Annotated in this window: 23 protein-coding genes; 12 read left to right on the top strand and 11 right to left on the bottom strand. The window is 71.1% G+C overall.

The genetic code is table 11. The features are described from left to right. Nucleotides 1-37: 37 nt before the first annotated feature. Entirely contained in the window at nucleotides 38-838 is an 801-nt protein-coding gene (locus E1293_RS18735) for an enoyl-CoA hydratase/isomerase family protein (protein ID WP_132198714.1), read from the bottom strand. Nucleotides 839-1,009: 171 nt separating this feature from the next. On the opposite strand from E1293_RS18735, the gene E1293_RS18730 reads away from it, so the two are divergent. Further along, nucleotides 1,010-2,341, top strand: a complete 1,332-nt coding sequence (locus E1293_RS18730; RefSeq protein ID WP_243716321.1) for an ABC1 kinase family protein — start codon at nucleotides 1,010-1,012, stop codon at nucleotides 2,339-2,341. A 167-nt stretch (nucleotides 2,342-2,508) separates the two neighbouring features. Here E1293_RS18730 and E1293_RS18725 read toward each other — a convergent pair whose 3' ends face one another. From E1293_RS18725 to E1293_RS18710, 4 genes are all read right to left on the bottom strand, one after another. Beyond that, nucleotides 2,509-2,706, bottom strand: coding sequence for a hypothetical protein (locus E1293_RS18725; protein ID WP_132198713.1), 198 nt, complete (start codon nucleotides 2,704-2,706; stop codon nucleotides 2,509-2,511). A gap of 80 nt (nucleotides 2,707-2,786) precedes the next feature. Further along, on the bottom strand, nucleotides 2,787-3,065 hold the full coding sequence (locus E1293_RS18720; protein WP_132198712.1) for a WhiB family transcriptional regulator: 279 nt from the start codon (nucleotides 3,063-3,065) through the stop codon (nucleotides 2,787-2,789). Nucleotides 3,066-3,757: 692 nt separating this feature from the next. Next, complete coding sequence (tesB, locus tag E1293_RS18715) at nucleotides 3,758-4,633, bottom strand: acyl-CoA thioesterase II (RefSeq protein WP_132198711.1); 876 nt, start codon at nucleotides 4,631-4,633, stop codon at nucleotides 3,758-3,760. Between the two features lie 67 nt (nucleotides 4,634-4,700). After that, nucleotides 4,701-6,767, bottom strand: coding sequence for an ATP-dependent DNA helicase UvrD2 (locus tag E1293_RS18710; protein WP_132198710.1), 2,067 nt, complete (start codon nucleotides 6,765-6,767; stop codon nucleotides 4,701-4,703). A gap of 139 nt (nucleotides 6,768-6,906) precedes the next feature. Between E1293_RS18710 and E1293_RS18705 the strand changes: the two genes are divergently transcribed. Further along, entirely contained in the window at nucleotides 6,907-7,197 is a 291-nt protein-coding gene (locus E1293_RS18705) for a mycoredoxin (RefSeq protein ID WP_132198709.1), read from the top strand. 163 nt (nucleotides 7,198-7,360) lie between these two features. On the opposite strand, the gene nudC is transcribed toward E1293_RS18705, so the two are convergent. Beyond that, complete coding sequence (nudC, locus tag E1293_RS18700; protein ID WP_132198708.1) at nucleotides 7,361-8,278, bottom strand: NAD(+) diphosphatase; 918 nt, start codon at nucleotides 8,276-8,278, stop codon at nucleotides 7,361-7,363. A 21-nt stretch (nucleotides 8,279-8,299) separates the two neighbouring features. Beyond that, nucleotides 8,300-9,691, bottom strand: coding sequence for a dipeptidase (locus E1293_RS18695; protein WP_132198707.1), 1,392 nt, complete (start codon nucleotides 9,689-9,691; stop codon nucleotides 8,300-8,302). Between the two features lie 134 nt (nucleotides 9,692-9,825). On the opposite strand from E1293_RS18695, the gene E1293_RS18690 reads away from it, so the two are divergent. Then, nucleotides 9,826-10,095: a DUF4031 domain-containing protein gene (locus tag E1293_RS18690; protein ID WP_132198706.1), complete on the top strand. Its 270-nt coding sequence runs from the start codon at nucleotides 9,826-9,828 to the stop codon at nucleotides 10,093-10,095. 39 nt (nucleotides 10,096-10,134) lie between these two features. Here E1293_RS18690 and E1293_RS18685 read toward each other — a convergent pair whose 3' ends face one another. After that, complete coding sequence (locus tag E1293_RS18685) at nucleotides 10,135-10,746, bottom strand: HD domain-containing protein (RefSeq protein ID WP_132198705.1); 612 nt, start codon at nucleotides 10,744-10,746, stop codon at nucleotides 10,135-10,137. 136 nt (nucleotides 10,747-10,882) lie between these two features. On the opposite strand from E1293_RS18685, the gene E1293_RS18680 reads away from it, so the two are divergent. From E1293_RS18680 to E1293_RS18665, 4 genes are read left to right on the top strand one after another with little or no spacing between them, the layout of a single operon-like run. After that, nucleotides 10,883-12,022, top strand: a complete 1,140-nt coding sequence (locus E1293_RS18680) for an ATP-grasp domain-containing protein (RefSeq protein WP_243716318.1) — start codon at nucleotides 10,883-10,885, stop codon at nucleotides 12,020-12,022. Further along, the gene (locus tag E1293_RS18675; RefSeq protein WP_132198703.1) at nucleotides 12,019-13,596 is read left to right on the top strand and encodes an IucA/IucC family protein; all 1,578 of its coding nucleotides are present in this window, start codon (nucleotides 12,019-12,021) and stop codon (nucleotides 13,594-13,596) included. The genes E1293_RS18680 and E1293_RS18675 overlap by 4 nt, the downstream gene beginning before the upstream one ends. Then, nucleotides 13,587-15,188: an IucA/IucC family protein gene (locus E1293_RS18670; protein ID WP_132198702.1), complete on the top strand. Its 1,602-nt coding sequence runs from the start codon at nucleotides 13,587-13,589 to the stop codon at nucleotides 15,186-15,188. The genes E1293_RS18675 and E1293_RS18670 overlap by 10 nt, the downstream gene beginning before the upstream one ends. Next, nucleotides 15,185-16,261, top strand: coding sequence for a type III PLP-dependent enzyme (locus E1293_RS18665; protein WP_132198701.1), 1,077 nt, complete (start codon nucleotides 15,185-15,187; stop codon nucleotides 16,259-16,261). Before E1293_RS18670 ends, E1293_RS18665 begins: the two co-directional genes overlap by 4 nt. Here the strand turns inward: E1293_RS18665 and E1293_RS18660 are convergent. Genes E1293_RS18660 through E1293_RS49500 form a run of 3 tightly spaced genes read right to left on the bottom strand, consistent with a single transcriptional unit; the run spans nucleotide 16,221 to nucleotide 18,965 of the window. Further along, nucleotides 16,221-17,075, bottom strand: a complete 855-nt coding sequence (locus E1293_RS18660) for a maleylpyruvate isomerase family mycothiol-dependent enzyme (RefSeq protein WP_132198700.1) — start codon at nucleotides 17,073-17,075, stop codon at nucleotides 16,221-16,223. The two genes, E1293_RS18665 and E1293_RS18660, sit on opposite strands and share 41 nt — an antisense overlap. Further along, nucleotides 17,072-17,710, bottom strand: coding sequence for a maleylpyruvate isomerase N-terminal domain-containing protein (locus tag E1293_RS18655; protein WP_132198699.1), 639 nt, complete (start codon nucleotides 17,708-17,710; stop codon nucleotides 17,072-17,074). The genes E1293_RS18660 and E1293_RS18655 overlap by 4 nt, the downstream gene beginning before the upstream one ends. A 25-nt stretch (nucleotides 17,711-17,735) precedes the next feature. After that, nucleotides 17,736-18,965 carry a helix-turn-helix transcriptional regulator gene (locus E1293_RS49500; protein ID WP_132198698.1) on the bottom strand — a complete coding sequence of 410 codons (1,230 nt, stop codon included), beginning with the start codon at nucleotides 18,963-18,965 and terminating at the stop codon, nucleotides 17,736-17,738. Between the two features lie 129 nt (nucleotides 18,966-19,094). On the opposite strand from E1293_RS49500, the gene E1293_RS18645 reads away from it, so the two are divergent. From E1293_RS18645 to E1293_RS18625, 5 genes are all read left to right on the top strand, one after another. Then, nucleotides 19,095-19,685, top strand: a complete 591-nt coding sequence (locus E1293_RS18645; RefSeq protein WP_132198697.1) for a flavodoxin family protein — start codon at nucleotides 19,095-19,097, stop codon at nucleotides 19,683-19,685. A gap of 5 nt (nucleotides 19,686-19,690) precedes the next feature. Next, a complete protein-coding gene (locus E1293_RS18640) occupies nucleotides 19,691-20,269 on the top strand; it encodes a phosphotransferase-like protein (RefSeq protein WP_132198696.1) in 579 nt (192 codons plus the stop codon). Nucleotides 20,270-20,549: 280 nt separating this feature from the next. Further along, nucleotides 20,550-21,536 carry a chitinase gene (locus E1293_RS18635; protein ID WP_165978278.1) on the top strand — a complete coding sequence of 329 codons (987 nt, stop codon included), beginning with the start codon at nucleotides 20,550-20,552 and terminating at the stop codon, nucleotides 21,534-21,536. An 11-nt stretch (nucleotides 21,537-21,547) separates the two neighbouring features. Continuing rightward, complete coding sequence (locus E1293_RS18630) at nucleotides 21,548-22,660, top strand: chitinase (RefSeq protein WP_132198695.1); 1,113 nt, start codon at nucleotides 21,548-21,550, stop codon at nucleotides 22,658-22,660. 44 nt (nucleotides 22,661-22,704) lie between these two features. After that, a partial coding sequence (locus E1293_RS18625; RefSeq protein WP_165978277.1) for a lytic polysaccharide monooxygenase auxiliary activity family 9 protein occupies nucleotides 22,705-23,350 on the top strand: 646 nt, incomplete at its 3' end.

Here is a 23,350-nt window from a genome sequence, read left to right as displayed (position 1 = left end):
CAAACCCCGGAAGGCTCCGGCGCGGCGCGCCCGGCGTTTACTCGCCGGTGAATCTCGGGCTGCGCTTTTCGCGCTGCGCGGCGAGCCCTTCGCGCATGTCCTTCGACGACATCGTGACCGGCTGAGCGAGCGACTCCCAGCGCAGTGCCGACTCCATGTCGGGGTGGCCGCCGCCCGACAGGGCGACCTTGGTGAGGCGAGTGGCGATCGGCGCCTGTGCGGCGATCTTCGCCGCGACGGCGAGGGCCTCCGCCGGGAGGTCGGCGCGCGGGAAGGCCTGGTTGACCAGCCCGTGCGCGGCGGCTTCGGCGCCGGTGAGGACGCGTCCGGCGAGCAGCATCTCGCGGGCCAGCGGCAGCCCGGCCACCTCCGGGAACAGCCAGGTCGCGGCCATGCCGGGGTGCAGGCCGAGCGCGGTGAACGGGGCGAGGAGCTTGGCGTCGTCGGCCGCGTACCGCAGGTCGCAGGCCAGCGCGAGGCAGAGCCCGGCGCCGACGGCGTGCCCGTTGACGGCGGCGATCGTCGGCACCTCGAGAGCGCGGATCGCGAGCCACGTCCGGTAGAACTCCAGCATCCGGTCGCGCAGCGGCGGGACGGCGACCGATCCGGTGCCGGCGAGCCAGGACAGGTTGCCGCCCGAGCTGAAGGCGCTGCCCGCGCCGGTCACCACGACGCAGCGCAGGCCCGCGTCCCGGCGCAGGTCCTCGATGGCCGGCTTCCATGCGGCGGTCAGCTCGTCCGACATCGCGTTGCGGCGGCCGGGATCGTTCAGCGTGAGGACGGCGACCCCGTCGGGACGGCGTTCGACCAGCAGCACATCGGCAGGCTCCTCGGGCATGATCAGCACCGTATCGTGTCCGGGGCACCGCCCGCCGCCCCCTCGCGCGCGCGTGAGAAAGCGCACACTTACCACGTTCTCGCAGGTCACGAAGTCGGACCGGTTTCGGCTATGGCGATAGTTGCGGATCGTTGTGGCGTGAACGACAGCCGATCACCGACAATGGTCGGCGTGAGCGATCTTCCCCGCCGCGCGGTGACGCGGTCAGCAAAGCTGGCGTCCCTCCCCATCGGCTTCGCGGGACGCACCGCGCTCGGCATGGGGAAGCGGACCTTCGGCCGGCCGGCGGAGGCCGTCGCGATGGAGATCCAGACCCGCACCGCCGAGCAGCTGTTCAAGGTGCTGGGCGAGCTCAAGGGCGGGGCGATGAAGCTCGGCCAGATGCTGTCGATCTTCGAGGCGGCGCTGCCGCCGGAGATCGCCGGGCCGTACCGCGCCACGCTCACCAAGCTGCAGGAGGCCGCTCCCCCGCTGCCGGCGTCGACCGTCCACCGGGTGCTGGAGGAGTTCCTCGGCGCGGACTGGCGCGACTACTTCGAGTCGTTCGACGACGAGCCGGCCGCCGCCGCGTCCATCGGCCAGGTGCACCGCGCCGTCTGGCACGACGGCCGGGCGGTCGCGGTGAAGGTGCAGTACCCGGGCGCCGGCAAGGCGCTGATCAGCGACTTCAACCAGCTCGCCCGGCTCGGCCGGCTGTTCGGCGTGCTGATGCCGGGCCTGGACGTGAAGTCCATGCTCGCCGAGCTGAAGGAGCGGGTGGCCGAGGAGCTCGACTACACGATCGAGGCCGAGTCGCAGACGCTCTTCCGGAACGCCTACCTGGACGACCCCGACTTCTACGTCCCCGAGGTCATCGCGCAGTCCGGCGACATCCTGATCAGCGAGTGGATGGACGGCACCGCGCTCTCGAAGATCATCAGTGAGGGCGACCAGGAGACCCGCGACCACGCGGCGCTGCTGTACTGCCGGTTCCTGCTGTCCGGGCCGAAGCGGTCCGGGATGCTGCACGGCGACCCGCACCCGGGCAACTTCCGGCTGCTGGACGACGGCCGGCTCGGCGTCCTCGACTTCGGCGCCGTCGACCGCATCCCCGGCGGGTTCCAGAAGCGGCTCGGGCTGCTGCTGCGCATCGGCACGATGGCCGACATCGACGAGGTCGAGGACGCGCTGCGCCGGGAGGACTTCATCCGGGAGGGCGTGGAGGTCGACGCCGAGTCGCTGCAGGCGTTCCTCGCCCCGATCACCGAGCCGTTCGTCACCGAGACGTTCAAGTTCAACCGGGAGTGGCTGCGGGACATGGCCGCGAAGGTCACCGACCTGCGCCCGTCCAACGTGGTCCGGCAGCTGAACCTGCCGCCCGAGTACGTGATCATCCACCGCGTGCTGTCGGCGGGCACCGGCGTGCTGTGCCAGCTGGACTGCGAGATCCCGGCCCGCGCCGAGTCGCTGAAGTGGGTCCCGGGCTTCGCCGACGACGAAGACGGAGAACTCATCTCCGGCTGAACCCTGAAAGCTCAGCGGGGCCCCGCGCACTGATGTGGTGCGCGGGGCCCCGATTTTCGCGTGCCCGGTGAAGTGGGCCACCGGACACGCTCCATGCGCCCGCCGGGAGGCGTGCCGTCCGCCAAACCATCCAAGAAAGGACGGACGGCGGCCTGCGACCGGCGGGCCTAAGCGTGCTGGCGCCGTTCCGGCACGTGCGCGTACGTCTCGCCCGCCGTCGGCGCGAGCAGGACGCGGCGCACCCGCGATGCCCTCGTCTGGGCCTCGCGGCGTGCACGCCGCAGCGCGCGCACCCGGGCGACCAGCTCGTCGGGCACCGTCGCCGGTATTCGTTCTCGGGACAGGTCTTGGCTGAGCAATGTCATCTCGTTCTCCCCGGCGGCCCGGAGGCGCGGTCCCCGCGTGGAGGCCGCGCCTCCGGGGTCGATTCGGCCGTGTGCCCGCATCAGACGGTCGCCTCGTCCGGCCGCGGGTGCTTGCGCGGGCGGCCACGCGGCCGCTTGCGCGCGACGATCACGCCGCGGACGAACAGTTCGCCGCCCCAGACACCCCAGGGCTCGTTGCGCTCAAGCGCTCCGGCGAGGCACTCCTTGCGGAGCGGGCACTCCAGGCAGAGCGCCTTGGCGAGCTCGACGTCGGCGGGAGCCTCGGCGAAGAACAGCTCCGGGTCGGTCCGGCACGGAAGCGTGAGGTCCTCCTCGCTTACTGCGAGAGCCCCCTGCATCACAGTCACCCTTGTTCCTCTCGTTGGATCTCAACGGTCGTGTCGGTTGGGGTTGTCCGGGCAAAGAAGAAGGCCGCGGATCCGGTGTCTGGATCCGCGGCCTGGGGGCTTGCCGGTTGTGGTGCTAAACCGGTCGTCGCCTCCAGGGATACGGACCCGAACCGCCACCGTCGAAGGTGACGCCCACGTGGGCCGTGGCCGGAGCCGGGACGCTCATGCCTTCGAGAAGGTGTTCGAAGACACTCCACCCCTGCTGGTCCTGGATTCGCTGCGCGAAGCGCTGATCGCACGGATTCGTGCTACGCAGGCCGCGCAGTCGCATGCCGGACGCCTCGAGATAGGCGACGGACTCGCCGGGCTTCGAGACGCGGGTCATCGGGGCGCGAGAGATCGCGGAGCCGCGGCATGCGTCTGTCCAGGACGACGCGGATTTGATCAACGTGTTGCTCACCGGACTGCACACCACCTTCCTGGCTCCTCGGGCCGGACCCGGCGGATTCATGATCCACACCGGTCGGCCGGTTGATTGCTCGCGACGAGCGTACGGGGATTCCGCCGAATCAAGCAAGATATTTTTGACCTGCGGTTTTGTGGGCGAGTTCACCCTCGTCCCGGAGAACCCCGCACGCCTGGCGAGCGTCGAAGACTCCCGGGAGTCCCGTATAGAAACGATCTTCCCACAGGTGCGCGGGTCAGCGCCCTCGTTCGGGGTCGGAGACCCGGATCAGGCCCTCCTGCATGACGGAGACGACCAGTTCCCCGGAGCGGGTGAACACCTGGCCGCGGGCGAGGCCGCGGGCGCCGCCGGCGAACGGGGTGTCCTGGTAGTACAGCAGCCAGTCGTCGGCGCGGAACGGCCGGTGGAACCACATCGCGTGGTCGAGGCTGGCGCCCATCGTCCGCTTGTCGCCCCAGGCCAGGCCGTGGTTGAGCAGGACGGTGTCGAGCAGCGTCATGTCCGAGGCGTAGGTCATCAGGCACACGTGCAGCAGCGGGTCGGCGGGCAGGTCGCCGTCCACTTTCAGCCACACCTTCGACTCGGGGGTGGCGAGGCCCGGGTCCTTGGCGGCCTCCCACGTCAGCGGCGTCGCGTGCCGGATGTCGAACGGGCGGCGGGTGACGAACTCGCGGGCGCCGACCTCGCCGAACAGCGGGGTGAGGCGGGTCAGGCCGTCCGGCAGCGTCTCGGGGCCGGGCGCGTCCGGCATCGGGGCCTGGTGGAACGGGCCGTCCTCGGCGACCTGGAACGACGCCGACAGTGTGAAGATCGCCTTGCCGTGCTGGACGGCGGTGACGCGGCGGGTGGTGAAGGACCGCCCGTCCCGGACGCGGTCGACGGTGTAGACGAGCGGGACGAGGGGGTCGCCGGGCCGGATGAAGTAGGCGTGCAGGGAGTGCACGGGCCGGTTCGCCGGGACGGTGCGCCCGGCCGCGACGAGCGCCTGCCCGGCAACCTGGCCCCCGAAGACGCGCTGCCGCCGCTCCTCGGGGCTGCGGCCGCGGAAGATGTCGTTCTCGATCTGCTCCAGGTCGAGGAGGTCCAGCAGTTCCTTCAGCGATTCCTTCACGGCGGCCAGTCTTCCCTATCGGTCGGGGTGAGCCAGGTCTCACCCCTCGGCGGTCAGTGCCCGCGTATCAGTGCCCGCACATCCCGAGGACGGCGTCGCCGTAGCGGTCGAGCTTGACCTTCCCGACGCCGGGGATGCGGGCCAGCTCCTCCAGCGACCCGGGGTCGTGCTCGGCGATCGCCTGGAGGGTCGCGTCGGTGAACACCACGTACGCGGGGACCTTCTGCTCGGCGGACACCTGGGCGCGCCACTCCTTGAGCGCGATGAGCAGTTCCTCGTTCAGCTCCGACGGGCAGTCTTCGCAGCGGCCGAGCTTGCGTTCGACGGCGGCGGTCAGCGGGCGCCCGCACACCCGGCACGGCTGCGGGCCCTTGGCGGGACGCCGCTTCGACCGGTCGACGCGGGCGGGCATGTGCGTGGTGGTCTTGCCGGTCAGGCCGTCCAGGAAGCGGGACGGGCGGCGCATCTGCGTCCCGCCGGGCGAGCGTGCCAGCGCCCACGACAGGTTGAGGTGGACGCGGGCCCGGGTCACGCCCACGTAGAGGAGACGCCGTTCCTCCTCGACCTGCTCGGGTGTCTTGGCGTAGATGATGGGCAGCGTGCCTTCGGCCAGGCCGACGAGGAACACGGCGTCCCACTCCAGGCCCTTGGCGGCGTGCAGGGACGCGAGCGTGACGCCCTCCAGCGGCGGCGCGTGCTGGGCGGTGGCGCGTTCCTCAAGCTCGGCGACGAAGTCGGCGAGACCGGCCTTGGGGTTGTCGGCGGCCATGTCCTCGGCGAGCTGGGCCAGTGCCGCGAGGGACTCCCAGCGCGCGCGGGCCGCCCCGGCCCCCTCGGGCGGCCGGTCGGAGAACCCGGCCCCCGACAGCACGTGCCGGACGGTCTGTATGAGCCCCATGCCGTCGGTCTCGGCGTCGCCGCCCGCCCGCGCCGCACCGCGCAGCCGGACCACCGCCTCGCGCACCTCGGGCCGCTCGAAGAACCGCTCCGCGCCGCGCAGCACGTAGGGGACGCCGACCGCGGCCAGCGCCGACTCGTACGTCTCGGACTGCGCGTTGATCCGGTACAGGACGGCGATCTCCCGCGCGGGGACGCCCTCCTCGATCAGCTTGCGGGCCCGCCGCGCCGCGTCGTCGGCCTCGGCGACCTCGTCGTCGTACTCGTTGAACACCGGCTCGGGCCCGTTGTCGCGCTGGGCTTGGAGCTCCAGCTTGTGCCGGACCCCCTTGGCCGGCCCGATCACCCCGTTGGCCAGCCGGACGACCTGCGGCGTCGACCGGTAGTCGCGGACGAGCTTGACGATCTTGGCGTCCGGATGCTCGCGGGTGAAGTCGAGCAGGTGGGACGGGGACGCGCCGGTGAACGAGTAGATCGTCTGGTTGGGGTCGCCGACGACGCACAGGTCGTCGCGGTCGCCGAGCCAGGTGTCGAGCAGCAGCTTCTGCAGCGGGTTGACGTCCTGGAACTCGTCCACGACGAAGTACCGGTACTGCTCGCGGACCTGGTTGGCGACCTCCCGGTGCTCGGTGAGGACGGCCGCGGTCAGCTCCAGCATCCCCTCGAAGTCGAGCAGGTTGCGCTCCCGCCTGAGCTGCTCGTACATGGCGTAGACGCGGGCGACGTCGACGACCTCGGCGGGCGGCCTGCGGCCCGCCTTGACGACCGCGGCGGGGTAGTCCTCGGGGCGAAGCTGGGTGACCTTCGCCCATTCGATCTCGCTCGCGACGTCGCGCAGCTCCGTCCGCGCGAGCGACAGCCGGCAGGCCCGCGCCGCGTCCGCGACCAGCCCGACCTTCGAATCGATGATCTTGGGTGGCTCGCCGCCCACGACCCGCGGCCAGAAGTAGGTGAGCTGCCGCAGCGCCGCCGCGTGGAAGGTGCGGGCCTGCACGCCGGGCGCGCCGAGCTGCCGCAGCCGGCTGCGCAGCTCCCCCGCCGCCCGTGTGGTGAACGTCACGGCGAGCACCCGCTGGGGCGTCACGACACCGGTCAGCGTGGCGTAGGCGATCCGGTGGGTGATGGCCCGCGTCTTGCCCGTCCCGGCGCCCGCGAGCACGCACACCGGCCCTTTCACCGCCTCGGCGACCGCCCGCTGTTCGGGGTCGAGTCCCTCCAGCACCGACTCAGGCAACATCCCCCCATACTCGCAGCCCGCCCCACCCGTATCAGCCACCACGCCAACTGTGGACAGCGAAGGAATGCGGGACGGGTGTCCACTGTTCTGCCGAGGGCATGGACCGTCCGAACGAACGAACGAGGGAGACGCGGAAGCGATGGCGACGCCGACGACCGACCGGGCCAAGGGCACGGCCGGCCAGCTCACCATGTACACGACGTCCTGGTGCGGGTTCTGCCGCAGGCTGAAGAGCCAGCTGGCCCGCGACGGCATCGAGATGGTCGAGGTCGACATCGAGCGCGACCCCGAGGCCGCCGAGTACGTGATGAGCGTCAACGGCGGCAATCAAACCGTCCCGACGGTCCTGTTCCCCAACGGCACCGCCGCGACGAACCCGAGCGCCAAAGAAGTCAAGCGTCGTCTCGCCGAGATCGCGCAGTCAGGCTAGAGCTTGAGGACGAGGCCCGCCGACCGCTAGGGCGGCGGGCCGTCGTCCCACCCCCGCGTGCGCGGGGAGCACTGATCCCCCATCGTCACGGTCGGGACCGTTTGGGGGTCATCCCCGCTACGGCGGGGAGGTCACGTACCGCTCATGCTAGATGAACCCTCCGTCAGAACATTGGCATTTTCGGGAGTTGGTCGCCGTACCAGCGCATGATGAGCTGGGCGGCGATGGAGAGCGGGCCCGGGGCGACGATCTCGCCCTTGTCGATGGCGGCGGTCAGCTCGTCGCGGGTGTACCAGGCCGCGTCGAGGATCTCTTCCGGGTCGGGACGCAGCGGGACGCCGCCGTCGGTCTTCGCGGTGAAGCCCAGCATGAGGCTCTGCGGCAGCGGCCACGGCTGGCTGCCGAGGTAGCGGACGTCCCGGACCGGCAGCCCGACCTCCTCGTTCACCTCCCGCGCGACGGCCTGTTCGAGGGACTCGCCCGGTTCGACGAACCCGGCGAGGATCGAGCGGCGGTCGGCGGGCCACTGCGGGCCGCGGGCCAGCAGGATCCGGTCGGCCTCGTCGGTGACCAGCATGATCACGGCGGGGTCGACGCGCGGGAAGTGCTGGGAGCCGTCCTCGGGGCACTGGCGGACGTGCCCGGCGGACGCCACCCGCGTCTCGGCTCCGCAGCGCGGGCAGAACCGGTTGGTCCGGTGCCAGTGCTCCAGGGCGACGACGTGGGTGAGCAGGCCGGAGTCCTGGTCGCCGAGGAGGGCGCCGACGCGGCGGAGGCCGGCCGGGTGCGCCCCCTCGATGGCGGGCAGCGGGCCGGGCGCGCCGAAGTAGGCGGTGCCGTCCTCGCCGGCGCCGAGGAGCCAGCGCTCGCCGTCCGGCGCCTGGTCCGGCGGGACGAAGACGAGGGCGGGATCGGGCTCGTAGGTGACGAGCGACCGTCCGTCCTGGACGAGCAGTACGCGCGTCTCGGGATTCGCCCAGGCCGCGTCCAGCCAGGCTTCGTCGCGGCGGTTCAGCGCGACGCGGTCGAGCGTTCCACGGGCGAGCGCCAACCATTCAAGGGGGCCGTCGGTCACGTTCATCCTCTCGGTTCAGCCCTCGGTTCAGCGCAGCGCGGTGGCGAGTTCTTCCCACAGGTACGCGGCGGCCTCGGCGCCCTTGAGCAGCAGCGGGATCTCGACCTTCTCGTTGGGCGCGTGGATGCGGTCGCCGTCCAGCCCGACCGCGACGAAGATCAGCGGCGCGTCCAGGATGTCGGCGATGTCGGCCTCGGGGCCGCTGCCGCCCTCGCGGGTGAACAGCACCTCGGTGCCGAACGCCCGCTCCATGGCGCGGCGCGCGGCCTTGACGGCGGGCGAGCCGATCGGCGAGAAGCACGGCCGGACGCCGCCGCCGGGGATGTGCACCTCGGCCTCGACGCCGGCCGGGGTGTGCCCGGCGACCCACGCCCTGAACTGCTCCTGGACCGTGCGGGGGTCCTGGCCGGCGGCGAGCCGGAAGGAGATCTTGGCGTGCGCCTCGCGCGGGACGATCGTCTTGCCGCCCGGCCCGGTGTGCCCGCCCCACATGCCGTTGATCTCGGCGGTCGGCCGCGCCCAGATGCGTTCGAGGGTCGTGTAGCCCTTCTCGCCGTGCGCGGCGCGGCTGCTCCCGGCGGTGCGGAGCCACTCGTCCTCGTCGAACGGGAGGCGCGCGAACAGCTCGCGCTCCTCGTCGCTCAGCGGGACGACGTCGTCGTAGAAGCCGGGGAGGGTGACGCGCCCGCCGGCGTCGTGCAGGGCGGCGAGCATCGTGGCCATCGCCTGCAGCGTGTTCGGGACGGCGCCGCCGAACGAGCCGGAGTGCAGGTCGCCCTCCGGGCCGCGCAGCGTGAGCTCGGCCTCGGTGAGGCCGCGCATGCCGGTGCACATGGACGGGACGTCCGCCGCCCACATCGTGGTGTCGCTGATGACGACGGCGTCGCAGGAGAGCCGGTCGCGGCGGGCGCGGAGCAGGTCGGCGAAGTGCACCGAGCCGGACTCCTCCTCGCCCTCGACCAGCAGCTTGACGGTGACGGGCGGGGCCTGCCGGCCGGACGCGGCGAGCAGCGCGCGGAGCCCGAGGGTGTGGAAGAAGACCTGGCCCTTGTCGTCGGACGCGCCGCGCCCGATGATCCGGTCGCCCTTCTCGACGGGCTTGAACGGCTCGGTGTCCCACTCGGCCAGGGGCTCGACGGGCTGGACGTCGTGGTGGCCGTAGACGACGACCGCGGGGGCGTCCGGGTCTTCGGCGGGCCATTCGGCGTACACCGCCGGGTGGCCGGGCGTCTCCCAGACCTCGACGGTCGGGAAGCCCTCCTTGCGCAGGTGGCCGGCGAGCCATTCGGCCGATCTGCGCACGTCGCCGTCGTGCGCCGGGTCCCCGGAGACGGACGGGATCGCCAGCCACTCCTTGAGGTCGGCGACGAACCGGTCGCGGTCCGCCTGGATGTAGGCGACTACATCGTTCACCTGCATGCCCCTTCGCATGTCGTACTGTCGGGCTGGGTTTCTTCCATCCGGGGTCTCCGGACGCACCCGCGCCCGCCGGGGTTTCCCGAGACGAGAAACTCACAGTAAGGGATCCCGTTGACTTCTTCCTGGGAGTGGCCTTGATCCTCATCGACCCGCCGTTGTGGCCCGCGCGCGGGCGCGTGTGGTCGCACATGGTCAGCGACGTGTCGTACGACGAGCTGCACGCGTTCGCGGCGGTCCTGGGGATGCCGGTGCGGGCGTTCGAGCGCGACCACTACGACGTCCCGTCCGAACTGTACGAGGCGGCGCTGTTGCAGGGGGCCGAGGCGGTGGGCTGCAAGGAGCTGCTCTTGCGGCTGACCAGGGCGGGCCTGCGCCGCCGCAAGGCCTACCGGACGCGCGCCTGAGCGTTGCCGGGCGTCGCCGCGCGTCGCCGGGCGCCGCTGCTAAGCGTTGAGGAGCATCAGTTCGGTTCTGATGTTGTTGCGCGCGCGTTCCTCGAAGCGGTCGTGCGCAGCGGGCGTGTGGAAGAGCTTGGGCAGCGCGAGCAGGCCGTTGAGCACTTCGGCTCGTCCGGCCTTGAAGAACTCGTCGGGGACGAACGCGTACTCCTCGCGGACGGCTGCCGTGTAGGCGGCGTACTGGCCGGGCTCCGCGCCGAGGACCGCGAGGTCGGCGTCGCAGAGGACCTGGCCGTTCGTGTCGCCGTCCTCTGGCGAGTGCGTGGTGGTCAGCTCGACGAGCCGGACGACCTGGTCGATGTCCTGCTGGGCGAGGTCGGTGTCGGCGAGCATGCGGGCGGCCAGGCGGGCGCTGCGCTCCTCGTTGTCGGCGCGTTCCGGGTCGTAGACGGCGTCGTGGAACCAGGCGGCGAGCCTGACGACGTCGGGCGTCTCGGCGTGGCCGGCCAACTCGTCCACGAGGTCGAGGACGGCGGTGAGGTGGTCGCGGGTGTGGTAGCGGCGGTGCGGCTCGCCGTAGCGCTCGCTCAGTTCGGTTCCGATGTGCCGGGTGTGCGGTCCCGCGAGCGCGACCCACCGGTCCACGAGTTCCTCCATGGGGCCATCCTGGCGGATCGCCGGACGGCCCAGGACACGCGGTGCCATCGTTCTTGCGTGCGGTCCGCGCCCCCGCCACTATGGTGATCACTGCGAGTTAGGCAAGGCTTACCTCACCCACTGGAAGGGCCGGTTCGTGGCCGCCTCTGTCTACCTGGTCGCCGGGAAGGCGACCGACTCGGTGACGCACGGGTTCCTGCCCGCCGCCGCGAGCCTGGGCCTCGACGTCACGCTCCTCACCGACCGTCCCGAGGCGCACGCGTTCGACGGTCCGGTCGTCGAGTGCGATGTCTCGGACTTCCGGGACATCGTCGCCCGGGTCGAGGGCGAGCCCGCGGCCATCTTCTCCAACAGCGACTTCCTGCAGGCACCCGCCGCGCTGGCCGCCGCCTACTTCGGGCTGCCGGCGAAGGACTGGCGGGCGGCGACCCGCGCGAAGAACAAGGCCCTCATGCGGCGGCACCTTCGTGGGCTCGATCCGGTCTTCTCTTCGGACGCTTCCCGTGTGCCGGCCGACGCGCCGTATCCGCTCGTCGTGAAGCCGCGCGAGGGCGTCGCCAGCGAGGACGTGTTCCTCGTCCATGACGCTCTGGAGCTTGCCACCCGCGTAGGGCAGATCGCAGCGCACCGCGACGACCCGCTTGTGGCGGAGGAGTACCTGCCCGGCCGCCTTCACACGCTGGAGACGCTCGGCGATGGGCAGGAGGTGCGGGTGCTGGGGTCGTTCCGTACGACGCTGTCCCCGCCGCCCTACTTCGTCGAAGAGCGCCTTGAGTGGACGCCCCCTCCCCCCGAGACGCCGCAAGTGCTCCGCCAACTGGAGGTGCTGGGGGTCGGGTTCGGTGCATGTCACACCGAGTTCGTCGTCCATGATGGCCGCGCCCGCATCATCGAGGTCAATTACCGGTTGATCGGTGACCACTGTGACTTCTTGTTGGCCGACCTCCTGGGCATCCGTCTTTTCGAGCAGATTCTGCAGGTTCACCTGGGAGCGGGCCTGCCGGAGCGGCCGGTTCCTCCGCCGCGTCACGCCGTCGCCGAGCCGGTCATAGCCGACCGCTCCGGCACGCTGACCGCCGCGCCCGGCCCACTACGCTTGGACGACGGCCCAGTGCGGCTCGCGTATCGTCCGCAGCGTTCCGTGGGCGACACCGTGGCCGTCACCCGCACCAACCGCGACTACCTCGGGACGGTGCGCGCCATCGGGCCCGGCCCAGAGGAGGTCGAGGCCGCCCTGGCACGGTTCCGCGCGTCCCACGACTGGACGATCGCGTGACCGCTGACGATGTGGAAGGGCCGCTCGCGACCCGGATCCTGAACGCGCTCCTGCGCGAGGACTATGCGGGGCTGAGGCGCTTCGTGAACGGCCCGACGCTGGAGCTTCCCGGCCGTCATCCTGTGCGGCTGGCTGCGGCGTGCCCGGCTTTTCTGTCCGAATACGTCGTCGAGCCTGGGCAGAGCCTGAGGCTCCACGACATCTTCCACACCGTCCGCACAGTGGCCGACCCGCGCGATGACACGGCGGCCTTCGAGCGCGAATGCCTGGACGCCCTGGCGACCGCCAGACTCCACGACGACGCCCGTCCCGCCGTGCACCGGCGGCTCGGCCGTCTCCCGGACGCGTTGCGGACGGGCCCCAGCACGTTCTACGAGACGCTGGCGGCCTTCAACGACCACCCGGTACACCCGGCAGGCCGGAGCCGCGCCGGACTGTCCCTGGCCGATCTGAGCCGCTACGCGCCGGAGTTCGCCCCGTCTTTTCCGCTCCGCTGGGCGGCGGTCCGGCGCCCCGCCCTCGCCGGGGCGCTTCCAGGGTGGTGGCCGACGCCGCCGGATGTGGGGCTGGCCTCGGCCGACGCCCTGTTCCCCGTCCATCCGCTGGCGGCGCGGCAGGTTCACGCGCGGCCCGGGATGTCGGTGGCACCCGACCCGTATCTCCAGGTCTCCCCCACGTTGTCCATGCGGACCGTGGCCGCCGCACCGCTCGAACACCTGAAGATGCCACTGCCGACGAGCACCCTTGGCCTGCGCAACAAGCGGACCATCATGCCCGGCACCCTCCCGGACGGTGCCCTCGTCGAACGCATCCTGCACCAGGTCCTCTTACACGAACCCGCGCTTCCCGTACTTCTCGCCGACGAACAGACTTACGGCCATGCCGACGACCCGCTTCTCGGCTACCTGGTGAGGCGTTTCCCAGCCGAGGTCGCGCACGCGCACATCGTCCCCGTAGCGGCACTGCTCGCTGAGGGCCCGGACCACGGTTACGTCATCGAACGCTGGGACGTCGCTGCGCTCTTCGGCGCCTACCTGTCGGCGCTGCTCTCCTGGAACGTCACGCTGTTCCGCTATGGCATCGCGCTAGAGGCGCACCAGCAGAACGTCGCCCTCGTCCTGGACGACTTCCCGCTACGCCTCCTCATCAAGGACAACGACGGCGCGCTGATCGACCCGTCCCGGCTCCGCCGGCGCCTGCCCCCGTCCCCCGGCACCGACCCGCGCGACCTCATCGACCGCCGCATGACGACGTCCGACCCCGACGCGCTCGCCCGCGTCTTCGTCACCATCACGCTGCACCTGTGCGCGGCGGCGCCCGCCCTGGGCCTGGCCGAACGCGGCCTGCTCCCCTGGCGGACCGGCCTGCGGATGATCCGCGAGCGGCTCGACGAGGCACTCGGCGCGGACGACGCGTTCCTGCGCTCCCGCACGCTGGACGCCGACACGCTGCCGGGCAAGGCCATGCTCACCGCCGGGACCCTCGTCGACAAGGCGCGGACCGGAGCGGCCGACATCAACAAGCACTACGGCCCACCCGGGCCCAATTACCTACGGGACACGACGTGCTGCTGACAGATCCGGCCGTCACGGCCGATGACGCCACCTCGACCGCGCTGCTGAACTGCCTGGTCCGGGAGGTGTGCGCGCCCGAGCAGCAGGTCTGGCCGGACGAAGCGCACCTCGTCATGAGGCTGCCCCGCGCGGGCGTCGTCCTGCGTGCGGGTTTGACGCGTCCCCCGGCCGGCCCTACGTACCGCCTAGCGCCGCCCTACGAAGAGCGCCGGGAGGAGGAATGGATACCGGCGCCCTGGAACAGGCTGGCGAACCTGGTCGCGGGCGAACTGGAACTGGCGACCGGCCATCCGAACCCTGAATTCCTGGCCCAGGTGGACGACAGCCATACAGCACTGACCGCCATCGTCGGGTCCCGTGGCGAGCCTGCCGCCGACCGCTACATCGGCTCGGAGCAGTCCCTTGTCGCCGGGCACCGGTTCCATCCGTCCCCGAAGGCCCGTCAGGGGTCGCCTGCGGACTGGCTGCCGTACGCGCCGGAGACCGGGGCAAGCTTCCGTCCACTCTGGCTGGCCGTCCCTGAACACCTCGTCGCCGAGGAGGGGGCGCTCGACGCGTTCACGGCCTTGGAGTCCTACGGGCCCACGGTGCCACCGAACCGCCGCCTCCTTCCTGTCCATCCCTGGCAGCTCTCCCTCCTGGCGGACAACCCCGTCCTGCAGCGCGCCTTGGCGGACGGCTCATTGCTCAACCTCGGGCCTTCGGAGCTTGAAGCGGTGCCCACGTCCTCCGTCCGCACCGCGTATCTCCCGGACGCCGACGTGTTCTGCAAGTTCAGCCTCGACGTGCGCATCACCAACTGCGTCCGCAAGAACGCCTGGTACGAGCTGACCGGGGCGATATCGCTCAACGACCTGCTGCCGCCCATCCTGGAGAAGCTGGACGCCACGTTTCTCGCGGAGCCCGCCTACCGCACCATCACGCTCCCGGACCGTCGCCTGTACGAAGGTCTTGGCGTGATCCTGCGGCAGGGCATCAAGTCGCTCCCCGGCACACCGCTCCTGGCGGGCGCCTTGACCGACCCCTACAGCACCGTCCTCGCCGACCTGCCCGCCCTGTCGACCCTGGACGGCGCCCAAGCCTGGTGGGACGCCTACGTCGCCCAGGTGGCGCCACCGGTGCTCAGCGCCTATCTGGACCATGGCGTGGTCCTGGAACCGCACCTTCAGAACGTCCTCATCTGCGTGGACGACGACGGTATGCCGATCCACGCCGTGTTCCGCGACCTGGAGGGCACCAAACTGACCGCAGGCCACTGGGACCTGTCGCACATTCCCGCCCGGGTGGCCGAGGCCCTCACCTACGCACCGGATCGGGGCTGGAACCGGGTCGTCTACTGCCTCCTCGTCAACCACCTCACCGAGATAGCCGCCGCAGTGGCCGACCTCCACCCGGCCCTGGAACAGCTGCTCTGGCGCACGGCGAGGAGGCATTTCGCCACCCACGAAGAGCATCCCCAGGTGAGGGCGCTCCTGGCCGGGGTTCCGCTGCCCGCCAAGGCGAACCTCCGCACCCGCTGGTCCCGGACGGCCGACCGCGGCGCGGCCTACGTCCCGGTCCCCAATCCGCTGGCCGTGCCGCGACCGCTATGAACGAATACGCGCTGAACCTCGACGGTTACCCGGCCTACATTTACGACCTGCCAGGACTGGAAGCTCATGTCCGCGGCATCCGGGCCGCACTGCCGAACACAGAACTCTTCTACGCCGCCAAAGCCAACCCGGACGCCGAGATCCTTCGCACCCTGGCTCCGCATGTGGACGGCATAGAGGTGTCATCGGGCGGTGAACTGGCGCACGTCCGTAAGACCCTGCCCGACATTCGCATCGCCTTCGGCGGTCCGGGCAAAACCCCTGAAGAGTTGCGCTCAGCCTCGCACCTCAACGTCGATCGCATCCACGTGGAAAGCCCGCGCGAACTCTCGCACCTGCCAAGCCCGGCCAGCGTTCTCCTTCGCGCCAACCTGCCCCTGAACACCGGAGGCGCGGCTCTCACGATGAGCGGCCCGTTCGGCATGGACGAGGACGCCCTCGACGAATGCGCCCGCCGCATAGCCCGGACACCGCACATCGATCTCCGAGGCGTCCACGCCCACCTCGCCTCCGGCCTGGACGCCCCCGCAATGCTGGACCTGGCCGCCCAGGTGGCCGACTGGGCCCTCTCCTGGCTGGAGTCCCAAGGCGTGGACGACCCCGAACTCAACGTGGGCGGCGGAATGGCGGTCGACTACGCGAACCCAGACGTCCTCTTCGACTGGGCCCACTACGGGCAGAAGCTCCCCGAAAGCCCCGCCCTGCGCATCGAGCCGGGCCGCGCGATAACCGCCTACCACGGCTGGTACGTCACCGACGTCCTGGACGTGAAAACGACCCGGGGCGAAACGTACGTCATCCTCAGAGGCGGCACCCACCACCTGAGAACACCGGTTACCAAGGGCCACAACCAGCCCTTCGAGGTCCTCACCGCGACCGGCCCGGAAAGCCCGGCCACCCTGGTGGGCCAGCTATGCACCCCGAAGGACGTCTTCGCCCGCGACGTCCCCGTCCCGGCCCTGGCTCCGGGCGACGTCATCGCGTTCACCATGGCCGGCGCCTACGCCTGGAACATCTCCCACCACGACTTCCTCATGCACCCGAAGCCGTCTTTCCATTACCTGAATGGATGATCGACACCATTCGCAACGCCGTATCCGCCAGCGCCCGGTCTCCCCTCACCAGAGCCTGCTCCATGGCCTGCTCAGGTGCAATTCCGCGAGTGCACAGCCGCCACGCCGTGTCAGCGGACAACTCGACCGACGCGGCGGCATCCTCGTACCGCTCCCGCCGCAGGGCCCACCGCTCAGAACCCCGAACGCAGACCCACGCACCGAACCCGGTCACCACGACTTGCAGAACCGTGCCCTCCGGAGCGGGAACGTCCCGCAACGTGTACGGCAATGCCCGCATGAACGTGTCGAGGACGGGTTCGAGGTAACGCACATCTGAAAGCCCGGCACGTCCGGTCGCATCGCAGATCTGCTGCTGATGGGTCCAGTACTCGCTGAAGTCGCGCGCCGCGTCCAGCCAGACGGGATGCGCTTCGGGACCGGCCCAACTGACGGACCCGCCCAACGCCTCCATGTCGACCGTCTGCCAGTACTCCACGACCTCGTCACCGGCCTCCGACAAAAGGGTGACGAGAAGCCGGGGGCTGATGCGCCGCGCTGCCGTCACCCATTCGTCGTTGATGCGGTCGATGAAAGACGGAAACGCCTCGCCGTCCCCCGGCCGCAGCGCGACGAACCCGTCGCGCAGCATCGAAAGCCGGCCGGCATGGTCGCCCAGAACATGGGCGGCGACGTCATGGACACTCCATCCGGGGCAAACGGTGGGCCGCGTCCAGTCGTCCGGGCCGAGGCCGCGCAACAGCTCGATGAATGCCGCCTGCTGTTCCCCGAACAATGGCCGCACGTCGATCGGCGGTCCGAGCCAGGCGGTCATGAGCGGGGGTTCCCTTCCCAGCGCCAGGACGTGAGGCGCGGACGTCCGGGAAGCTCCCCGCGCCCGGTGGCCCACAGCACGGTCGGCCAGGGCGGTGTGTCGCGCGGCGCGTCCGGGAACAGGCGCCGCAGCACACGCGCGCAAAGATCGGCGGGCGGTTCCCAGGGCAGCCCCAGCCCCTCCGCCAGGTCATGGGTGTGGACGACGGTCTCCAGGATCCCCATGGCGGCGAACCCCTCGCCGTCCGAGGCACCGAAGACATGGTGGGCGCGGACGTCCGGGGAGGCGGTCCGGACCATGGCGGCCAGCAGCCCGCCGCACGAATCGAGGACCTGCAACAACCCGGCAGGGCCGGCGTCGCGGTCCGCGTGGACGACGTTCGCCGGGCCGCCGGGCCGACGGCTCGCCCACACGAACGGCACCTCGGTGTTCAACGGCGGCGCCTTCGGCCCGAGCTGCGCGGCGTAGGCGAAGAGGTCGTCGGCGAGGTGCTCGACGGTCTCCCAGCAGGTCCATTCGAGCGTCCCGGCCTTGCCGTCCCAGGCGTCGTCCGGCGCCTCGCGCAAGGCGGCGACGGCGAGCCCGACGGCCAGGTCGAGGTCTTCAGCGGTCACGGCATCGGTCGAACTCGGCATGCCACGACGCTACTGGACGCGTCGGTCACGGGCGGCGGGGCGTTCGCCGCTGGGCGAGGGCGGCGGCCTCGCCGCGCGAGGTGACGCCGAGCTTGCCCAGGATGTTGGCCACGTGGAACTTGACCGTGTTCTCGCTGATGCCGAGCTTCTGGGCGATCTGGCGGTTGCGGTGCCCGAGGGTGAGCTGCTCCAGGACGTCCAGTTCCCTCCGGTTGAGCGCGTCCAGCGGGCCGGCGGCAGGGGCGGCCGGCGGCGTGAGGGGCAGCATCGCGGTGATCGTGGTGCCCCAGTTCGCGACCGGGTCGACGTTGAGCGTCCCGTCCAGTTCGCGGACGCGGTCGTGCAGCCGGTGCGCCCACAGCGTGTCTGGGGAGACCGCGCCCGGCCCGTCGTCGCGGACGCCCACGACGAGCCGCGCGTCCTCGACCTGCCACGCGAGCCGGATCCGCTTGATCCCGCCCTGCTGGAGCATGGCGAGCACCGCCGCGCGCACGACCGCCCGCGCGGCCCTCGCCACCTCGCCGGGCAGCGGCCGGTCCCGCGGGCCGGGCGCGGCGAGCTCCAGCTCGATGTCCTGGTAGCGGGTCAGCACGCCGAGCATGCCCGCGCCCACGGCGAACGCCTCGGCAGCCGGCTCCTGGTCGAGGACGCGCTCCCCGCCCGAGCGCGCCTCCAGCAGTGCGGGCACGGCCAGCTCGATGGCGGTGCGCCGGGCCGTGGCGTCGTCGATCCGCTTGGCGCGCAGCACCCCGAGCAGCGCGGTGAGGGTCGCGGCGTGGGCGTCGGTGACGTCGCCGACCGATGCCGGCGCGGGGCCGGACTCCGCGGGCTGCTCGGCCACCGCGACCCGGTCGCCCACATGCACCGTCACCACTTCGAGGAGCTGCCGCACGATCCGCCCGGCCGTCTCGGACGGCTCCCCGGAACCGGACAGCGCGACCGCCAGGAACCCGATGGCGGTGCCCGGCGGCTTGACCGCCACGGCCAGCACCGGCCGCTCGGCTCCCGCCAGTGTCGCGCGCCCTGTCCACGGCCGTCCGACGCCCACCTGGCCCACCAGACGCTGCACCTCGTCCGTGCTCACCTCAGCGAGGCCGCACGTCAGCACCACGGGCCGCACCAGGCAGTCACCGGTGAACAGCACCATTCCCTCGTGCGGGACGACCTCGGCCAGCGCCGCCGACATCCTGGGCAGGACGCCGTCCAGCGGGCCCCTCAGCACGTCCAGGACGGCGGCCAGCGACTCCTCCTCCATGACCGCATGGTAGGTCGCCCGTGGCCGGCGGCACCTACCCGTTCGAGTGGCCGGGCCCGTCCGAACGGGTGGTGCCCCGCCGGACCGGCCCGGACATGCTGGGCCGCATACCGGCTATCGAAGGAGATCATGATGACGGCATCGCTGGTGGTGGCGTACCACAGCGGGTACGGGCACACCGCGCGGATGGCCGAGGCGGTCCGGTTCGGGGCGGCCTCGGTGAACGACGTCAAAGCCGAACCGCTGCCGGTGGACGCGCTGACCGAGCAGCGGTGGGAGCAGCTCGACGCCGCCGACGCCATCGTGTTCGGCTCCCCCACCTACATGGGCTCGGCCAGCCCTGAGTTCCACGCCTTCGCCCGCGACTCGGTGGGCCGCTGGCAGCAGCAGGCATGGCGGGACAAGCTCGCGGCCGGTTTCACCGGCTCGGGCTCCAAGAACGGCGACAAGCTGCACACGCTGCAGTACATGGCGCTGCTGGCCGCTCAGCACGGCATGCTCTGGGTCGGCCTCGACCTGCCGGCGGGCTGGAACTCCAGCGCCGGCTCCGAGGACGACCTCAACCGCCTGGGCGTCTGGCTGGGCGCGGCGGCCGCCTCGCCCGTGGACAAGGGCGCCGAGGCCATGCACGACTCCGACCTGCTGACGGCCGAGCACCTCGGCAGGAGGGTGGCCGAGCACGCGCTGCTGCGGAGCCGGGGCCACGCTCTGCCAGGCTGAGCGGCATGGCGGACGAGAGCATCCCCGACACCGGCCCCGGCGGCACGGTCATCCTGCTGAACGGGGCGTCCAGCTCGGGCAAGAGCAGCATCGCCAGGGAGCTCCTCGGCCTGCTGGACGGCACCTGGTTCCACATCCCGGTGGACGCGTTCCACGCGATGCGCGGCGACCGCCCCATCGCCGACGAGGACGTCCAAGCCGAGATCGACCGGACCGCGAAGGGCTTCCACCGCGCCATCGCCGGCATGACCGCCGCCGGCAACAACGTCGTCGCCGACTACCCGCTCAGCCGGCGGTGGCGGCTGCTCGACCTCCTTGACCTGCTCGTCCACGAGGACACCGTGCTGATCGGAGTGCGCTGCCCGCTGGAGGTCTTGCGGCGCCGCGAAACCGAGCGGGGCGACAGGAACCCCGGCCTGGCCGCCATGCAGTACCACGCGGTGCATTCCCACGGGCCGCACGACCTGGACGTCGACACGAGCGTCCAGACTCCGCGGGAGTGCGCCCTGGGCATCCGCGACACGCTGCGCGACCGGCCCCGTCCCACCGCGTTCGAGACGCTCCACCGAACCCTGCGCAGCTGAGCCGCCTGCCCAAGGGGCGGCCCCCGATGGGCGATATCTGCCTATCAGGGGCCGGCCCTTGGGCGGTTTCCGCTGATTTTCGAAACCGGGTGCCGCTGGTTCGGTGCCCAACCTGGGCTGGTTGCGGACGCAGGGTCGACCGAGCGTTGCAGAGGGTTGCCCACGGCCGCACCCGCCGGTAGCCTGACCCTAAAATAGACAGGAAACCTTCCTGTCCAATACGGGAACGACATCGGGGTTCGGGGGAATCCACCCGCTTCCAAGACCAAGGGAGTAGCCCTTGCGCCCCCGCTCCGCACTCAGTGCCCTCGCCGCCCTCCTCCTCGTCCTCGCCCTCGCGCCCGGAGCCCGGGCCGACGCGGCGGCCGCGCCGCTGCCCAAGCACTTCCTGACCGGCTACTGGCACGACTTCGTCAACCCCGCCCAAGAACTCAAGCTCTCGCAGGTGCCCGACCAGTACGACCTGATCGCGGTCGCGTTCGGGGAGGCGACCAGCCGGGCCGGTGAGGTCACCTTCCAGGTCGACCCCGAACTGTCGACGGCGCTCGGCGGTTACACCGACGCGCAGTTCAAGGACGACATCGCGGCGCTGCACGCCAAGGGCAAGAAGGTCATCCTGTCGGTCGGCGGCGAGAGGGGCGCCATCCAGGTCTCGGACGGCACCTCCGCGCAGCTCTTCGCCGACACCGTCCACGGGCTCATGACCGAGTACGGGTTCGACGGCATCGATATCGACCTCGAGAACGGCCTCAACCCGACCTACATGGAGCAGGCGCTGCGGGCCCTGCACGGCAAGGCCGGCGCCGGCCTGGTCATCACGATGGCGCCGCAGACGATCGACATGCAGTCCACCGGCGGCTCCTACTTCCAGCTCGCGCTCAAGATCAAGGACATCCTGACCGTCGTCAACATGCAGTACTACAACTCGGGCACGATGCTCGGCTGCGACCAGAAGGTCTACGGGCAGGGGAACGTCGACTTCATGACCGCGCTGGCCTGCATCCAGCTGGAGAACGGGCTGCGCGCCGACCAGGTGGCGCTCGGGCTGCCGGCCGGGGCCGGCGCCGCGGGCGGCGGCGTGGTCGCGCCGTCGGCGGTGAACGACGCGCTCGACTGCCTCGCCAAGGGCACCGGATGCGGCGCGTTCAAGCCGTCCCGCACCTACCCGGACATCCGCGGCGCGATGACGTGGTCCATCAACTGGGACGTCACCAACGGCGGCGGATTCGCCGGCACCGTCGGCCCGCACCTCGACACGCTGCCTTGAGGGAGCCGGCCATGAAGAAGATCTGGGTCCTGGCGGTGATGGCCGCCGGACTGCTCGTCGGGCTCACCGGCCCGGCGCACGCGGACGACAACCCGGCCAACGCGGACCTGCCGAAGCATTCGCTCATCGGCTACCTGCACGCGAGCTTCGCCAACGGCTCCGGCTACGTGCGGATGGCGGACGTCCCCGACGCGTGGGACATCATCGACCTCGCGTTCGGCGAGCCGACGTCGCCCACGTCCGGTGACATCCGGTTCACGCGGTGCCCGGCCAGCGAGTGCCCGAACGTGGAGAGCGACGAGGAGTTCACCGCCGCGATCCGCGCGAAGCAGGCGCAGGGCAAGAAGGTGCTGCTCTCGATCGGCGGCCAGAACGGCCAGGTGCAGCTCACGACGACGGCGGCGCGGGACGCGTTCGTCCGGTCCGTGTCGGAGATCATCGACAGGTACGGGCTGGACGGCCTGGACGTCGACTTCGAGGGCCACTCGCTCTACCTGGACGCGGGCGACACCGACTTCCGCAACCCGACCACCCCGGTCATCGTCAATCTGATCTCGGCGCTGAAGTCGCTGAAGGCCAAGTACGGCGCAGGGTTCGTCCTGACGATGGCGCCGGAGACGTTCTTCGTGCAGGTCGGGCACCAGTTCTACGGCGGCGCGGGCGGCGGCGACAACCGGACGGGCGCGTACCTGCCGGTGATCGACGCGATGCGGGACGACCTGACCGTCCTGCACGTCCAGGACTACAACTCCGGTCCCGTGATGGGCCTCGACGGCCAGTACCACAACATGGGCGGCGCGGATTTCCACATCGCGATGACCGACATGGTGAAGGCCGGTTTCGAGGTCGCGAACACCGGTCAGACGTTCGCGGGCCTGCGTCCCGACCAGATCGGCATCGGGCTGCCCGCGGCGGTCAGCGCCGGCAACGGCCACACGCCGCCCGCCCAGGTCCAGCAGGCGGTCAACTGCCTGGTGAAGGGGCAGGACTGCGGCTCCTACACGCTGCGCGGCGGGACGTCCCCGGACCTCCGCGGCCTCATGGCGTGGTCGGTCAACTGGGACCACTACTACGGCTGGGAGTTCATGAACAGCCACGAGCCGTTCCTGAACGGCCTTCCCTAGCCCGCGTTTCTTCTCCGGACCCCCACCCCACCGGAAGGAACCCCATGCCATCAACCCGCTCGAAGGCCGCCGCCGTGGCGGCCGCCGTGCCGGCCGCGTCCGCGTTAGTCGTGCTCGGCACCGCGACCGCCGCGAGCGCGCACGGCACGATGTCCGATCCGCCCAGCCGCGTGTACGTGTGCATGCAGGAGGGTCCGGAGCACCCGCAGTCGGACGCTTGCAAGGCCGCCGTCGCGGCCAGCGGAACCCAGGCGTTCTACGACTGGAACGAGGTGTCGCTGCTGAACGCCGGCGGACGGCACCGCGAACTGATCCCGGACGGGCAGCTGTGCAGCGCGGGACGCGCCAAGTACCGCGGCCTCGACCTGCAGCGCGCCGACTGGCCGGCCAAGCCGATGCGGGCCGGGCAGCAGACGATCACCTACCACGCGACCGCGCCGCACTCGAACAGCGACTTCGAGTTCTACATCACCCGGGAGGGCTGGGACCCGGCGCAGCCGCTGCGCTGGGCCGACCTCGTCCCGGTCGCGACGTTCACCCACCAGTACCCGACGACGTTCACCAACTGGACGCTGAACATCCCGCCCCGGACGGGCCGCCACATCCTGTACTCGATCTGGCAGCGGGTCGTGGGCAGCGAGGAGGCGTTCTACACCTGCTCGGACGTGGACTTCGGCGGCTCCAACGACC

It is taken from the genome of Actinomadura darangshiensis, from assembly GCF_004349235.1.
Lineage (GTDB): Bacteria > Actinomycetota > Actinomycetes > Streptosporangiales > Streptosporangiaceae > Spirillospora > Spirillospora darangshiensis.
This window is presented reverse-complemented; position numbering and strand designations above follow the sequence as displayed.

Excerpts from the sequence above, each read along its gene's own strand:
- E1293_RS49500 (WP_132198698.1), bottom strand. The coding sequence starts at position 18,965 with ATGGAGGAGGAGTCGCTGGCCGCCGTCCTGGACGTGCTGAGGGGCCCG.
- E1293_RS18720 (WP_132198712.1), bottom strand. The coding sequence starts at position 3,065 with ATGCAGGGGGCTCTCGCAGTAAGCGAGGAGGACCTCACGCTTCCGTGC.
- E1293_RS18645 (WP_132198697.1), top strand. The coding sequence starts at position 19,095 with ATGATGACGGCATCGCTGGTGGTGGCGTACCACAGCGGGTACGGGCAC.
- E1293_RS18630 (WP_132198695.1), top strand. The coding sequence starts at position 21,548 with ATGAAGAAGATCTGGGTCCTGGCGGTGATGGCCGCCGGACTGCTCGTC.
- nudC (WP_132198708.1), bottom strand. The coding sequence starts at position 8,278 with ATGAACGTGACCGACGGCCCCCTTGAATGGTTGGCGCTCGCCCGTGGA.
- E1293_RS18710 (WP_132198710.1), bottom strand. The coding sequence starts at position 6,767 with ATGTTGCCTGAGTCGGTGCTGGAGGGACTCGACCCCGAACAGCGGGCG.
- E1293_RS18735 (WP_132198714.1), bottom strand. The coding sequence starts at position 838 with ATGCCCGAGGAGCCTGCCGATGTGCTGCTGGTCGAACGCCGTCCCGAC.
- E1293_RS18640 (WP_132198696.1), top strand. The coding sequence starts at position 19,691 with ATGGCGGACGAGAGCATCCCCGACACCGGCCCCGGCGGCACGGTCATC.
- E1293_RS18695 (WP_132198707.1), bottom strand. The coding sequence starts at position 9,691 with ATGCAGGTGAACGATGTAGTCGCCTACATCCAGGCGGACCGCGACCGG.
- E1293_RS18685 (WP_132198705.1), bottom strand. The coding sequence starts at position 10,746 with ATGGAGGAACTCGTGGACCGGTGGGTCGCGCTCGCGGGACCGCACACC.
- E1293_RS18705 (WP_132198709.1), top strand. The coding sequence starts at position 6,907 with ATGGCGACGCCGACGACCGACCGGGCCAAGGGCACGGCCGGCCAGCTC.
- E1293_RS18655 (WP_132198699.1), bottom strand. The coding sequence starts at position 17,710 with ATGCCGAGTTCGACCGATGCCGTGACCGCTGAAGACCTCGACCTGGCC.
- E1293_RS18665 (WP_132198701.1), top strand. The coding sequence starts at position 15,185 with ATGAACGAATACGCGCTGAACCTCGACGGTTACCCGGCCTACATTTAC.
- E1293_RS18660 (WP_132198700.1), bottom strand. The coding sequence starts at position 17,075 with ATGACCGCCTGGCTCGGACCGCCGATCGACGTGCGGCCATTGTTCGGG.
- E1293_RS18725 (WP_132198713.1), bottom strand. The coding sequence starts at position 2,706 with ATGACATTGCTCAGCCAAGACCTGTCCCGAGAACGAATACCGGCGACG.